The organism is Leptolyngbya sp. 7M (assembly GCF_018128485.1).
In genome coordinates this window covers 3621881-3635393 of record NZ_CP070897.1, presented here as the reverse complement: position 1 = coordinate 3635393, position 13513 = coordinate 3621881, and the positions used below count along the sequence as shown (strand labels likewise).

Genomic DNA, 13513 nt, shown 5'->3' with positions numbered 1-13513 from the left:
CTAGTCTTCCCAAGTTTTCAGGTCTTCCAGTACCAAGTAGTTTGTTAGATCAGTTCGCATTGGGGTAACAGAGACATAACCCTCCTCTACCGCCTCAAAGTCAGTTCCACCCTCGGCAAGAAAACCGTTCCGCTCTTCGCCGATCCAGTAATAAAGCTTGCCGCGAGGATCGATATGTTCACTGATTACGGGACGTGCAGACTTGAATCCTTGCTTCGTGACCCGAATACCTTTAGGAACACCTTTTGGTACATTCACATTCAGTAAAGTTCCCGGCGGGATGCCCTCGGCAAGTGCCTTCGACGTAACTTCACGTGCGATGCGCGCAGATTCAGTAAAATCGTGACTCCGGTATGCAACAAGACTGAATGCCAACCCGGGCACTCCCAGTATTGTCGCCTCCATCGCTCCGGCAACAGTTCCCGAATATGTCGCATCGTCACCCATATTCGCCCCATGATTGATCCCCGAAACACAAATATCGGGGCGAATATCAGGGGCAAGTATCTGATTCAGCGCAAGAGTAACGCAATCCGTCGGGGTTCCATCGATCGTCCAATGACGTTCGTCGATCTGCCGGATCCTTAGCGGACGCGCGAGCGTGAGGCTGTGTGAAGCTCCGCTCATCTCAGATTCCGGAGCAACGACGTAAACCTCTCCGATCTCACGCATCGCTGCTTCAAGTGCTGCGATACCCTCGGAATGTATCCCGTCGTCATTTGTGATAAGAATCTTTTTGTTACTCAATGTCTCAGTTTCCGGATCGAATATTCAAAACGTGAAAAGGTGAAAAAGTCGGGCTTTGCCGGAACTTTTTCACCCCATAAGATTCGCAGCCATCTTAGCTTGCCGAGCCGCCGCCCACTGGGCGTGCACTATTGTTCATTGGCCGCTGCTGGCGGAAGCGTCTTCGATTGCGTTTGCGGGCGTTTGCCGATTTCAGCTTCGCCTTTTGTCCCGGCGGTATGAAGTGAGCGTGTTTTTTGAGATCTTTAATGATCTCTTCGCTGATGACCTTTCGCTTGAATCGGCGCAGTGCGCTTTCAATTGATTCATTAGCGTTAACGGTAATATATGCCATTTATTCTCTCACCTCCTTTTCGGCAAAGGATAGCTCGCCGACGCCTTAATGCCGGCGACCCGCTCATACGAGCAAACTAATATTAGAACTTTTTCCTTTCCCGAGCGCAAGCCGCGTGCTACAGATAAACAGCCCGCCGAAACTTTCGACGGGCTAAAAGCTTCAGGTATTTATAACTTAAATTGCTCCACTCAAAAGAACATTTTCGAGCAAGACGCTCACAAGATCGAGCGTTCCTCCGCCTTCGGCAATGCCGTAATGATCTCGGTTAGCCATGGCATCGCGATAGCCTAACTCATATCCCTGACTCAGCAGTCGCTGACGTTCCGTAAAGCTAGCTGAATAATTATCGAACCAGCCGCCACTATAGGCGTACGGATGATAATAGTCATTGATACCAAACCTGCGAGCATTCATAGCGTCCATATATCCACGGCAATAGCCCGTCGCGGCAGCGCGTTCGAACGTATGCTTAGCAAATGGATCAGAATATGCGTTTATGTAAAACGGGTCGTAACTTCCCATCGGCTCCGCATAATAGTAAACCGGCTGTGGGTAGTATTGGTCATAGCGGCCGGCATAAGCCGGACGGTCAAAATATCCGACATCGCTGCGTCCAAAGACTGCCCCGAGGATCATTCTGAAAAGCGAATTTCTCCAATCTTCTCGACCGTAGTATTCATCCTCGCCCCAATAATAGTCGTCATTATCGTAATCGTAGTGCCGGTCACCATAATAAGGCTCGGAGTAATAGGAACGGTCGCGGCCGACATCGCCGTAACTATATTGACCGTAGTAATTAGGTTCGCTGTAGGCAGCTAACGAAAACCAATTCTCAACTTGTGGTGTGTAATAGACAATGGGCGCGGGATAGCGGTAATACTCTCTTCGCCGCTCAGCAAGTCCGTGTCGTCGATCGCGATGTGCTCGTCTTTTGTCTTTGGGATCGTAATCGTAATAGGACGAAAAAGTCTTATATGGCAAAGCAGCGATTAGCCATTTGCCGTTCTTGCGAACATTGCGTTCATATTTTCGATATTCGCGATCCTGTCGTTTTAACTCTTGTCGAATGGAATTCTTTTCAGGCCGTTCATAATTTCGATTCGCCCAAGGTGGCGTACCATTCCCGGAACGACTCCATCGTGCTCGTGGATTATCGTTCTTATAGCGGTTCAATTGGGCTAATTCATAGCCAAGATTCATGGCGAGAGTCGTTTTGGCCACGCCTCCGGCCTGATTAAAAACTGAAAAAATGTGGCTCATGCAATCAATCCTCTCTGTGACTATGGGAAAACAGACTAGAAACCGGATTGGAGGGTCGGAGTTCAAGCTTTATGCGATATTCGGCTGCGGTATCCGGGTGAGTGCTGTCCAATCTCTAATTAAGAGTGGTAATTAAGAGCGGGTACCTGTTGACTGGATAGCTATGGCGAACATCTGCCCTGAGCTGAATGGCTCATATTCTACCCAGAAATAGTCAGAACAAATCACAAAATTCTAGAAAATCCCAAGCTTCGAAGCACTGAATAAGCACTGAATATCGATATTCAGCTCGAAACTGGGTCTAAATTGGCTTGAACTTGTCTGACCAGAATCATGAGCAAAATTAAAGTTGAGTTGAACAAGTAGAAATCTAGCCTAGGTCAGGTTATGATTTGTCCGGCTAGTTTTAGGCGTTGAGTTTTGAGTAGTTCCTAAAACCCAAAATCATTTAGGGGAGCTAACTATGGAAATCCATCCTGCCCGCCAGTGGGTCAAGTTTGCCCAGAGGAATTTGATCTTGCATGTGTCACAGGGAGTCATTCTGGCTCTGGGGCTGGTGGGTGGAGTAGTGACCGCCCAGACGTTGCCGTTGCCTGCTCATTTGATTGCTTTTGATTCGGCCCAGGGGGAAGAGTTGCTGTTGGAGAGCCAATCAAGAGACGATTTTTGGACTCTCAGTACCCAATTTGTTACTCAGATCAATCAAGCTTATTGCGGCGTTGCCAGCATGGTAATGGTGCTCAATGGTCTGGCTATTCCTGCTCCAGCCGCGCCCGAATATGCTCCCTATCATGTGTTTACTCAAGAAAACTTTTTCGATAATCCGGCTACCCGTCAGGTCTTGAGTCCGGATGTGGTGTCTCGACAGGGCATCACGCTCGACCAATTGGGCCAACTGCTCGCCAGCTATTCGGTTGAGGCCACGGTTTATCATGCGGCAGATACCACGCTGGATGAGTTTCGCCAGTTAGCAGCAGCCACCTTAAAGCAGCCCAAAAATTTTATTTTGATTAACTATCTGCGGGCCGAAATGGGTCAGGAGCGAGGCGGTCATATCTCTCCTCTGGCGGCCTATCACGAAGAAACCGACCGCTTTTTGATCCTGGATGTAGCGCGGTACAAATATCCGCCGGTTTGGGTTGAGGCCGCTACCCTGTGGCAGGCTATGAATACGATGGATACTACAGCCGGGAAAACGCGGGGATTTGTGACGGTGCAATTGCCGGAATCAGCTTCCACTCGCCTTTTAGATAGATAATCGATAGATAATCAGAGCAAATCATGGCACCTTTTTTTCATCGTAAATCTACTCCCTCGTTGCTGTTAGCTGTCCTGAATGTACTTGCCGATTTTGATGGTGAAATTTCAGGGGAAGCGGCAAAAATGCTCTCGGCCTTGCGGCATCGGGCAGATCGACTTCCCCCGCTCTACTCTGATGTGTTTGGCTTGTCTGCCTCTGCGACCTGTGCTGATTTTGTGCGACGCGTTGAGTCCCTATCTCAACAGCAAGTAGCCATTGCCAGCTATGCGTTTCAAATCTTTCGTTCCTATGAGCAGCTCCTGAGCGTCAGCGCGGCTGATGTATCTCCCCACCAGCAGGCCGCCTATGAGTCTCAGCTTGAACGAGTCCGGCTGTTAGTAGCTCGCACTAGAGTTGCTTTGGCCGAAGCCATTAACCGAGAGTAACCTGCTAATCGCTAGATGCAAAAGGCAATGGAGGTCGTCATTAGTCGGTGACAAGTGATCAGTGACTAGTGAATAATCCTTTGTTCGCAACGACTTCTGACTCTGATACCAATTACATATAAAGCTGCACAGAATTCACTCCACTGCCTACGGCACCTCCCGTGCTACGCGCCGCTGACGCTAGAACAGAGGGAAGCTGAGAGGGGTCAAATCACAAGCAGCTTCACAAAGAGTTAGTATGACTCCTGACTTCTAACCATCAAAACCGACAAGCAATATCTTTTGTCTAGTTAAATATCTCGTATTGCCTTCACATTACGATACGGGGATAAAGCCGAGCGCACAGTAGCGTCAGCCCGGTTGCCGTTATGAGCAGGATGACTATGTCGAGTCCCAAGCCGTAGGTTGTTGTGCCGTCGATCAGCATTAGACTCCGCAAGGCATCAACTTGATAGGTGAGTGGATTCAAGCGAGAGGCCAACTGCAAACAAGTGGGCATGAGAGCGACAGGGTAGATGGCATTGCTGGCAAAGAACAGCGGCATCGTCATCAGTTGGCCGATTCCCATAAACCGCTCTCGCGTTTTTACCAAACAGGCTACCGTGAGCGAAAACAGGGAAAACAGGCGGCTCCGAGCAACACCACGATCAGCACTCCCAACAAGGCTAGGGGATTGAAGTTTAGATTCACCCCCAAAATCCAGGTGATTAGATAAACGATTCCGACCTGCACAAGGCTACGGACACCCGCCGATAGTGCTTTACCCAATACCAGCGAAACGCGAGGAGTTGGGCTAGCTAGAAACTTGTGGACAATCCCCAGATCCCGTTCCCAAATAATGGTCATAGCGCTGAAAATGGCGACAAACAGCGCGCTCTGGGCGAGAATTCCAGGAGCCAAAAAATCTAGATAACGAAGATTTCCTGTAGGGATGGCCCGCACGCGGGTGAAGACTTGGCCAAAGATCAGCAAATTTTAGCAGCAGTGGCTCAGTTTCAACGCGATTGGTTGCGCTGTATCGCTTTGATAGATCAGCGGCTATTCCAGGCCGATCAGCAGCGGTTTCAAGCCCGAGAAGCGCTCGATCGCCAGGTTACAGAAGCCGCCATGACTGACTTGGCTTCGATTCTGCAACCCCGTCAAGTGCCGCTTGAATCTGCAGAGAGCGATTTATTAGTAGCTGCTGGAGCCGTTGGGCGTGCTCTAGGGATTGAGATTCGTCCCCCTGCTCGTTCGGATGATCTCACCCGCCTGAAAAATCCGCTAGAGGCAATTGCGCGAGCTTCACGGGTGCGGCTGCGACGAGTGATTTTAACAGAGGGCTGGTGGAAACAAGATTGCGGCGCACTGATTGCCTACACTCAGGATAGCAACCGACCAATCGCTCTGTTACCAATTGCGGCAGGACGCTACGAGTTACTGGACCCACTCCAACTTACCCGCGCACCCTTTAATGCCACCCTACACGCTACCCTAGCTCCAGAAGCTTATACCTTTTACCGCTCGTTGCCTCAAACCGGATTAAATGCTATCGATCTGCTCCGATTTAGCTCCAAGGGGCTGCTTCCGGATCTGGCCATTTTTATGGCGACGGGTATCCTGGCTACCCTACTCGGTATGCTGACGCCGCAAGCCACGGCCATTATTATCGATAGTGCTATTCCAGATGCTGATCGATCGCTGTTGTTGCAAGTTGGCGTTGGCTTGTTTGCAGCGGCCTGTGGGGTAGGGGTGTTTCGCTTTGTGCAAGGCATTTCCCAATTGCGGCTAGAAAGTCTATCGGAAGCTGCCACCCAGGCGGCGATCTGGGATCGACTGCTCAATCTCAGCCTCCCCTTCTTTCGCAACTATTCCACGGGCGACCTAGAAGCGCGGGTTTCAGCCGTCAGTCAAATCCGCCGTCTGATCAGCGGTACCACCACCACCACGCTCTTTAACAGTCTGTTTTCATTGCTAAATTTAGGACTATTACTCTACTACAATGTCCAGCTTGCCCTGATTGCCATTGGGGTTGCCTTGATTTCCATCACCCTGACTATTACCTCTGGTGTGGTGACGTTACGGATTGTGCGACCACTGGAAGAACTGCGAGGTAAAATTCGAGGCTCAACGGTGCAGTTAATTTCAGGTGTCTCTAAGCTGCGGGTTGCAGCCGCCGAAGCACGGGCTTTCGCCCATTGGAGTCAGCAATATAGCCAGCAACAGCGCTTATCCTTGAGCACAGAGCGGATTGAAAATGCCTTGATGGTTTCCAATAGTTTGCTGCCTATTTTCAGTTCGATGCTGCTGTTCTGGTTCACAGTGACGCTCCAACAGGATTCATCTAATTTATCGACTGGGGTATTTTTAGCATTCCATGCTGCCTTTGGTAGCTTTATTGCCGGAGCAACGTCCCTCAGCAATTCGGTGGTTAGCGTTTTGGAAATTGTGGCCCTTTGGGAACGCGCCAAACCGATTCTCCAGGCTCAACCTGAGGTAGATGCCAGCAAAACCGATCCAGGTCGATTAAGCGGCAAAATTGCGATGGATCATGTCACCTTTCGGTATGGTCAGGATGGTCCGATTACTCTGGACGATGTTACCCTGGAGGCGAATCCTGGCGAATTTATTGCCCTGGTTGGGCCTTCTGGTAGCGGCAAATCAACGGTATTGCGGTTGCTGTTAGGATTTGAGCAGCCTCAGTCAGGTGCAGTTTATTATGACGGTCAGGACTTAGGCGGACTTGATCTACAGGCAGTTCGACGACAGTTGGGGGTCGTTCTGCAGCAGAGTCAGGTATTATCGGCTTCTATTTTTGAGAATATTGCTGGTAGTTCCCTGATTAGCATGGATGAAGCCTGGGGGGCAGCTCGCAGTGCTGGCCTGGCCACAGACATCGAAGCAATGCCGATGGGCATGCATACTGTGGTCAGTGAAGGAGGCACCAACCTATCCGGTGGTCAAAAACAACGACTGTTGATTGCACGGGCGTTAGCCCTAAAACCGAAACTTCTATTATTCGATGAAGCAACGAGCGCTCTTGATAACTATACCCAAAGCATTGTCAGTGAAAGTTTAGATCGACTCCAGGTAACGCGCATTGTAGTGGCCCACCGCCTCAGTACCATTCGCAATGCCGATCGGATCTATGTCCTGCAAGCTGGACGAGTTGTCCAACAAGGCAATTTTGAAACCTTATCGAGACAAGAAGGGCTATTCGCCAAACTAATTGAGCGACAAATGGTGTAATACATACAAATGGTGTAATACATCAGGAAATCCAACAAACAAAATAAATTCTGCTTAGGAAACTTGGTCCTCATGCAGACGCTGCTCACAATAAAATAGCCCCTAGCGATGCCAGAGACTATGATATAGATCTATTTCAGTTAATGACCTTGAATATGAATGGAATGAAATCTGCTAAAACGACATATTCTACTCAAGCAAAAAGCGAGATACTGCCTCAGCATACATCCTCGGTGCTGTGGTCATACCTTCGTGTGCCTGACCAGGTAGCGCTTCGATACGAACATCGGGCAGGACAGCAGCAAGCGCATCGGTGACATAGAGATCACGAGGGCTTTCAGTCAGGGGTTTTACGAACTCCCAGTTGGTGTTGTGGTCACTCAAGGAACCATGTACGAGGACCAAGGGTGGACCGCTGCCGTATTGGTCGTAGGAAACTGTGGTGTGAGTGGGTGAGGTGAGATATTGCATGGGTTGATCTCCAATTAGTTAGAATTATTATATCCGGGATTTTGATAAGCAGAATGAGCATGATCAGACAAACGGTCCTGCGGTTGCTTCAGTAAACAGGTCTACAGACATGCTTCACTTCAGCTTTTCTGCGATTCAGGATGACAACCGGAAAAATTCTTGTGATGATGTGATGAATATTAAGTGACCTGAATCACTCGCAGTTGCGTCAACAGATTGATTTCCCAAATCTCTAGTGATATAGGTTACACGATGAATATTTTATGTACAAAAAATTAGACGCATTTGTGATCCACATTACCGACGTTGTATCTGTCTTTTGGTGGGATTCTTAAAAATTTCGGAAAAGATAGCATTTGTAAGCTGGATAGCATTCTTTTTCAAATCGAAAGACCTATTTTAAGGAAATCCAGAAAAACCAGGACAGGGAGCCGTATTCAGCCATGCTAGCACCACCCCATCGCACAAAAATTGTTGCTACGATCGGTCCCGCCAGCCGCTCACCAGAGATACTCAAGCAAATGGTGCAGGCCGGAATGAGTGTAGCCCGGTTAAATTTTTCCCACGGTAGTTACACCGATCATGCCCAAACCATCGCGCTGTTGCGTTCGGTGTCGGAAGAGCTGGATGCGCCGATCACGATTCTGCAAGACTTGCAGGGACCCAAAATCCGGGTGGGAGACCTGCCGGATGGCGCTATTAAACTCACCGCAGGCGAACTGCTCACTCTGGTCCCAATTGCCGAATTTACGCAGCGACCCGATACCGTTGGCATTGACTACCCTTTCTTGGCAGAAGAAGCCGAACCGGGCACCCAAATTTTGCTGGATGACGGCTTGCTAGAACTGCAAGTGAAATCGATCGTAGATAATGGCGTGCAGTGTCTAGTGATCAAAGGTGGATTGCTGAAGAGCCACAAAGGCGTCAATTTACCCAGCCTGAATCTAAAGCTGCCTTCCATGACCGAAAAAGACCAGCAGGATCTGGAGTTCGGTTTATCGCAGGGGATCGATTGGGTGTCGCTCAGCTTTGTGCGCCAGGCCGAAGATGTCCAAGCATTGAAACGATTTCTGGCAGAGCGCGGCCATACTGACCTGCCGGTACTGGCGAAGATCGAAAAACCCCAGGCTATCCAAAATCTGGAACCAATTCTGGGCGAATGTAACGCCATCATGGTGGCACGGGGGGATCTGGGCGTCGAAATTCCACCAGAGCGAGTTCCTAACCTGCAAAAGCAAATTATTCACCGCTGCAACCAGCTCGGCATTCCCGTGATCACCGCTACCCAGATGCTGGAAAGCATGATTCAAAATCCGCGCCCCACCCGTGCCGAAGTCAGCGATGTCGCTAACGCGATTTTGGACGGAACCGATGCGGTAATGCTGTCTGGCGAATCTGCCGTAGGAGCCTATCCGATCGAGGCCGTGGCGATGATGTCCCGCATTGCCCATGATGTCGAGAAAGACCTCAAGTTTGAAAACAATCCAGCGATTAAGAGCGAAATTCCCAATGCCCTCAGCGAAGCCCTGAACGCGATTGATGAGGTGTTGCATCTGAAGGCGATTGTCGCCCTCACCAGCAGTGGCGCATCAGCTCTACTGGCCGCATCCGAACGTCCCAAAGCGCCTGTTATTGCCGTCACCTCGAATGAGAATGTCTACCATCGCCTCAATTTGGTCTGGGGCGTCAAGCCACTGCTGATCGAGCAAGAAAAGGAAACCTTTGAGGAAGCACTGCATCAGGTGGAAACCTGTCTGCGTCAACGGCATTTGGCTTCACCCGGCGACCGGATTCTGGTAATGGGTGGCATTCCAATGCGGCAAGCGGGCGGCACCAACTTCTTGAAAATTCACACAATTTCTGCCTAGATCTGTCAAAAAATAAGCACACAGGACGAATGGGAAATCATGGAAGCATGCTACAAGGTGAGAAGCGAAATGGATATTCGCTACGCTGATTCATGACGCTTGATCCATCAAGGTTAAATCATGGCTAAGTTAAATCATGGCTAAGTTAAATCATGGCTAAATTGATCCTAATTCGGCATGGGCAGAGCACCTGGAACGCGGCTAACAAGTTCACAGGCTGGGTCGATGTCCCCCTCAGCCATCAGGGCATGGAAGAGGCTCAGCGGGCCGCCCAAAAGCTGAAAAGCTATCCGATCGATGTCTGCTTTACGAGTCTGCTGATTCGCGCCATTCAAACCGGATTGATTTGCCTCGTCGAATCAGATGCGGTCTGCAAACAGGGCAAAAGTCCAGTGATTCACCACGAGGCGGATGATCCCGATTGGCATGGCTGGGACCGACATGCAGGCAATCCAGAGGAGGAAATCCCGGTTTTTACTGCCCAAGCGCTAGACGAACGGTTTTACGGCAATTTACAGGGCTTAAACAAGGCCGAAACTGCCGCCAAGTATGGAGCAGAACAGGTAAAACTATGGCGACGCTCCTATGCCGTGCGCCCTCCCGGTGGCGAAAGCTTGGCCGATACCGTAGCCCGGACAATTCCCTTCTTCAAACAGCGCATTTTGACCCACCTGAGGCAGGGCGATCACGTTCTGGTCGCCGCCCACGGCAACTCACTGCGGTCGATCATCATGGATCTGGACCAGCTCAGCGAAACGGAAATTCCCCTGTTGGAACTGGCCACCGGCATCCCGATCATTTACGAAATCGATCAGGAGGGCAACGTGGTCAGCAAAGAAATTTTGGCGGATGACGCGCCAGTTGTCGTGCCGGGAACTGCACCAGCCGTGTAGTTTCGTCTAATCCTTCTGGATTAGGGAAAGTCCACAAGAATCACGGCATCTGGTCTTCGTTCATCAGCAGACCTGACTAACGCTCGAAATGCTTTCCAGAACATTGGCAGCTTTGCCGCGATCTCCGGCAATCCTATCACCGACAGTTCATCCGCGGCCACTATGGCCTCGACATCGGCTTCGCGCATCAATTGTCCGGCACAGCCGAAGAACTCCGATCCCGGATAAACAATCTTTAGCTCCTTTACGAGCTTTGCACCATGAAGATCGCCGGAATGTTCGCCAGCAACTACCAAGAAACTTTTTTCCGAATATTGCTTCATTAAGGAAAACAAAGTTTAAGTTTAAGCCACACGTAGCGTTACAACCAATACGTCTGAAATACGCATCAAACGTCGTTGATTGTTTCTGATTTCCATAGATGTCTGCCCACTTCCTTGCAGAAGCACCGCTTAACCTTTAAAATACGGTGTTTTGTGCATTGACGGGATATTAGGTCGTCATACTTTACGTAAAGGGCTATTTTTTGGAGGCGTTTGTGAAGCTTCGTGGTGTTTTGGGGTTTGTGCTTGCTGCACTTTTCGTAGCATCGCCATTTGTGATCGCGCAGGTAGATTCTGTTATAGGGCAATTTACCAACTCATTTGAAGAGAGTTTTGTTGGAGGAGTCAGCGGCGATGGCCGTCTTGTTGTGTTTGAATCTCGCGGCAACCTAGCCACCGTCAACCCTCGTAACAAAGATGGTAACGTTGAGATATTTCTCTTTGACTATGCTCAGCGTCAGATCTTTCAGATCACAGATACAAAGAGCGTGAGGATAAATCCGTTTGTTGATCCGATCCAGAGCAATATTCGTGTCGAGATAACGAACCGACAACCCGTGATCAGCAACGATGGACGTTGGATAGCATTCAGTTCGAATGCGACAAGTTCGACTCCAGCTACCCCAAATTCATCGAATCCGGGAAATTTCGACGGCGAGACACTTAATACTCAAGCCCCGCCGCCCTGTACGCTTCCAACACCGACGCCGACACCGTCCCCGACCGCGACCCCGACACCGTCGCCAACCCCGACGCCAACGGGAACGCCGACGCCGTCGCCAACCCCTTTCAATAATCCATTGGCCTGCGACGCCAATATGGAGATGTGGATTTACGAGATCCCGGCATACGCTCCGGCAGATCTAACAACAGGCGAAGAGATCCCCTTTGTCGATCTTTCAGCTGGCACATTTACACCGGTAACAAACACACCGACGAGCCGGCTTCCATTGGCAGCGACGATCCTGACAGGAGCCTTCGTTGCAGAGGACAATCATGACCCTTCGATCGATGACGATGGATCAACTATCGCCTTTGTTTCGACCCGCGATCTTGTTGCGGGATTGAATCCTTTTCCCGAAGCGGATAATGATGAGGTCTTTACTTTTACGCGAACAGGCGGCGGAACATTGAGTGGGGCATTTTATTCCGAAGGAAGCGGTTCACCTTGTACTCAAATAACTGGCGGCACGGTTTGTCAGGTAACCCAAACTCCTCGAGGGCCTATCTTTGACCCTATATACAATAAGAATCCCACGATCTCCGGAGATGGCAACCGGCTGGTCCTTGCCAGCACCGGCGATAACCCGATAATCGGAATGACAGGAGGAAATAATCCATCCACCAGTCGTAACGAGGAGATATTCGTTACTGATCTCGTTAATGGAGCACCGGCCGGAGTGCGCCGTCAGATAACTGTTACGACACCGACGAATCCGGGTGACATCGTAAATATTCTTGAAGTTGGCCGTAGAATGAGCCGCGATGGACGATACATCGCGTTTGATTCCTATGCCGATCTTGCTAACGAACACAGCGGCACTAATCAGACAACATTTGCCACGTATCTGTACGATTATAACTCGAACAATTTCAGACGTGTTCTTCCCAGAAGCGGGGCGGACTCAGAGGCACTCGGTGGTGATATCTCACGTTACCCTGGCTTCACTGACTACGACGTTAACGGAACCCCGGCTACCATGGTCATGGAAACGCGCATGAACATAAAGCCTGACGGGACCATGCCTACAACGGCCAGCGATGGTTTGAACAACGTCCAGGGTCGCCCGACTCAGATCTATAGCTTCGATATGACTGCGGCCTCCGGAACTGCTGCATTCACGCGTCTCACGAAATTCCCGCTTTCATCATTTTTCCTTGCCTCAACGCAACCGTACCCGAGTAATAGTTCACGCCGGATCGCATTTAATCTTGCATTGACAGAATTGGGAACCGGCAATCCAGATCAGAGGTCTGAAGCATTTTATCTATATGAGCCGATCAAGCTTACAGACACTGTCGCTACATTCAACTTGGCTACCGGCGCCACAAGAATGCCTGTATCGTTGACCGCGGTACCTACGCCGTCGCCAACACCGACGCCGAGTCCAACGCCGACGCCGAGTCCAACACCGACCCCGTCGCCTTCACCATCGCCGACTCCCTCCCCGACGCCGCGGACTCCATCGGCTGTATTGGGAGTGTCTCCGGGAATGCTTGCGATCCTTAATTTCAATCCGGGATTGAATCAACCGGTCGTTGCCCGAACCGCCGTTGGTTCGCTCGACCGCAGCTTTCAGTTGCCGATCGAACTAAGTGGTGTAACGATGACGATAAACGGTGCTGCCTGCGGGCTGAAGTTCGTCAGCCGCCACCAGATCATCTTTCAGGTTCCGCGCGGATTGGAAGGAACGGCGGCAGGGAAAAAGTATCCATTGGTTGTAAACAACAACGGTACAGGAGAGCGATCGCTGGGGCCAAACCGATCATCTCGACCAGATGGACGACAACGCATATCTTCTCCGTATTCATCCGCACCTGAGCGGCTATCACGACTGCCTCGAATCCGACGAGTTACATTGCGCTGTTCTTCTAACGGCGTCAATTCATCTAACTCGGCCCGATAGACGCGACTCACCGGACGTTCGTCATCTACAACTGGCGTGGCCCGTTTGGCCTGTTCGGTCGTGATTCCTCTCA

At 50.4% G+C, this 13513-nt stretch carries 13 protein-coding genes; 6 read left to right on the top strand and 7 right to left on the bottom strand.

Annotation, left to right across the window (positions count from 1 at the left end; genetic code table 11):
* From surE to JVX88_RS43130, 3 genes are all read right to left on the bottom strand, one after another.
* Positions 1–747 (bottom strand): 5'/3'-nucleotidase SurE, encoded by a 747-nt coding sequence (surE, locus tag JVX88_RS18235; protein WP_211619609.1) that lies wholly within the window; start codon positions 745–747, stop codon positions 1–3.
* 94 nt (positions 748–841) lie between these two features.
* On the bottom strand, positions 842–1081 hold the full coding sequence (gene rpsU, locus JVX88_RS18230) for a 30S ribosomal protein S21 (RefSeq protein WP_211619608.1): 240 nt from the start codon (positions 1079–1081) through the stop codon (positions 842–844).
* Positions 1082–1258: 177 nt separating this feature from the next.
* Complete coding sequence (locus JVX88_RS43130) at positions 1259–2344, bottom strand: ParA family protein (protein ID WP_211619607.1); 1086 nt, start codon at positions 2342–2344, stop codon at positions 1259–1261.
* A gap of 463 nt (positions 2345–2807) precedes the next feature.
* On the opposite strand from JVX88_RS43130, the gene JVX88_RS18220 reads away from it, so the two are divergent.
* Positions 2808–3602: a phytochelatin synthase family protein gene (locus tag JVX88_RS18220; RefSeq protein WP_211619606.1), complete on the top strand. Its 795-nt coding sequence runs from the start codon at positions 2808–2810 to the stop codon at positions 3600–3602.
* Between the two features lie 23 nt (positions 3603–3625).
* Positions 3626–4030: a hypothetical protein gene (locus tag JVX88_RS18215; RefSeq protein WP_211619605.1), complete on the top strand. Its 405-nt coding sequence runs from the start codon at positions 3626–3628 to the stop codon at positions 4028–4030.
* A gap of 310 nt (positions 4031–4340) precedes the next feature.
* Here the strand turns inward: JVX88_RS18215 and JVX88_RS43125 are convergent, their stop codons facing one another.
* Both JVX88_RS43125 and JVX88_RS43120 read right to left on the bottom strand, forming a co-directional pair.
* On the bottom strand, positions 4341–4598 hold the full coding sequence (locus JVX88_RS43125; protein ID WP_263975171.1) for an ABC transporter permease: 258 nt from the start codon (positions 4596–4598) through the stop codon (positions 4341–4343).
* 29 nt (positions 4599–4627) lie between these two features.
* Positions 4628–5002, bottom strand: coding sequence for an ABC transporter permease (locus JVX88_RS43120; protein ID WP_263975170.1), 375 nt, complete (start codon positions 5000–5002; stop codon positions 4628–4630).
* 12 nt (positions 5003–5014) lie between these two features.
* Here JVX88_RS43120 and JVX88_RS18205 point away from each other — a divergent pair, with 12 nt between their 5' ends.
* A complete protein-coding gene (locus JVX88_RS18205) occupies positions 5015–7258 on the top strand; it encodes an NHLP bacteriocin export ABC transporter permease/ATPase subunit (RefSeq protein ID WP_211619603.1) in 2244 nt (747 codons plus the stop codon).
* 189 nt (positions 7259–7447) lie between these two features.
* Here JVX88_RS18205 and JVX88_RS18200 read toward each other — a convergent pair whose 3' ends face one another.
* Entirely contained in the window at positions 7448–7729 is a 282-nt protein-coding gene (locus tag JVX88_RS18200) for a hypothetical protein (protein WP_211619601.1), read from the bottom strand.
* A 443-nt stretch (positions 7730–8172) separates the two neighbouring features.
* On the opposite strand from JVX88_RS18200, the gene pyk reads away from it, so the two are divergent.
* Together pyk and JVX88_RS18190 are read left to right on the top strand one after the other, a co-directional pair.
* Complete coding sequence (gene pyk / locus JVX88_RS18195; RefSeq protein ID WP_211619600.1) at positions 8173–9597, top strand: pyruvate kinase; 1425 nt, start codon at positions 8173–8175, stop codon at positions 9595–9597.
* A 152-nt stretch (positions 9598–9749) separates the two neighbouring features.
* Positions 9750–10490 (top strand): 2,3-bisphosphoglycerate-dependent phosphoglycerate mutase, encoded by a 741-nt coding sequence (locus JVX88_RS18190; RefSeq protein ID WP_211619598.1) that lies wholly within the window; start codon positions 9750–9752, stop codon positions 10488–10490.
* A gap of 20 nt (positions 10491–10510) precedes the next feature.
* Here the strand turns inward: JVX88_RS18190 and JVX88_RS18185 are convergent, their stop codons facing one another.
* Positions 10511–10813: a hypothetical protein gene (locus JVX88_RS18185; protein ID WP_211619597.1), complete on the bottom strand. Its 303-nt coding sequence runs from the start codon at positions 10811–10813 to the stop codon at positions 10511–10513.
* 215 nt (positions 10814–11028) lie between these two features.
* Here JVX88_RS18185 and JVX88_RS18180 point away from each other — a divergent pair, with 215 nt between their 5' ends.
* On the top strand, positions 11029–13440 hold the full coding sequence (locus tag JVX88_RS18180; RefSeq protein ID WP_211619595.1) for a PD40 domain-containing protein: 2412 nt from the start codon (positions 11029–11031) through the stop codon (positions 13438–13440).
* Positions 13441–13513 lie beyond the last annotated feature (73 nt).

Coding starts and splice junctions, on each gene's coding strand:
- rpsU (WP_211619608.1), bottom strand. CDS start 1,081: ATGGCATATATTACCGTTAACGCTAATGAATCAATTGAAAGCGCACTG.
- JVX88_RS43130 (WP_211619607.1), bottom strand. CDS start 2,344: ATGAGCCACATTTTTTCAGTTTTTAATCAGGCCGGAGGCGTGGCCAAA.
- JVX88_RS18220 (WP_211619606.1), top strand. CDS start 2,808: ATGGAAATCCATCCTGCCCGCCAGTGGGTCAAGTTTGCCCAGAGGAAT.
- JVX88_RS18215 (WP_211619605.1), top strand. CDS start 3,626: ATGGCACCTTTTTTTCATCGTAAATCTACTCCCTCGTTGCTGTTAGCT.
- JVX88_RS43125 (WP_263975171.1), bottom strand. CDS start 4,598: ATGGGAATCGGCCAACTGATGACGATGCCGCTGTTCTTTGCCAGCAAT.
- JVX88_RS18200 (WP_211619601.1), bottom strand. CDS start 7,729: ATGCAATATCTCACCTCACCCACTCACACCACAGTTTCCTACGACCAA.
- pyk (WP_211619600.1), top strand. CDS start 8,173: ATGCTAGCACCACCCCATCGCACAAAAATTGTTGCTACGATCGGTCCC.
- JVX88_RS18190 (WP_211619598.1), top strand. CDS start 9,750: ATGGCTAAATTGATCCTAATTCGGCATGGGCAGAGCACCTGGAACGCG.
- JVX88_RS18185 (WP_211619597.1), bottom strand. CDS start 10,813: ATGAAGCAATATTCGGAAAAAAGTTTCTTGGTAGTTGCTGGCGAACAT.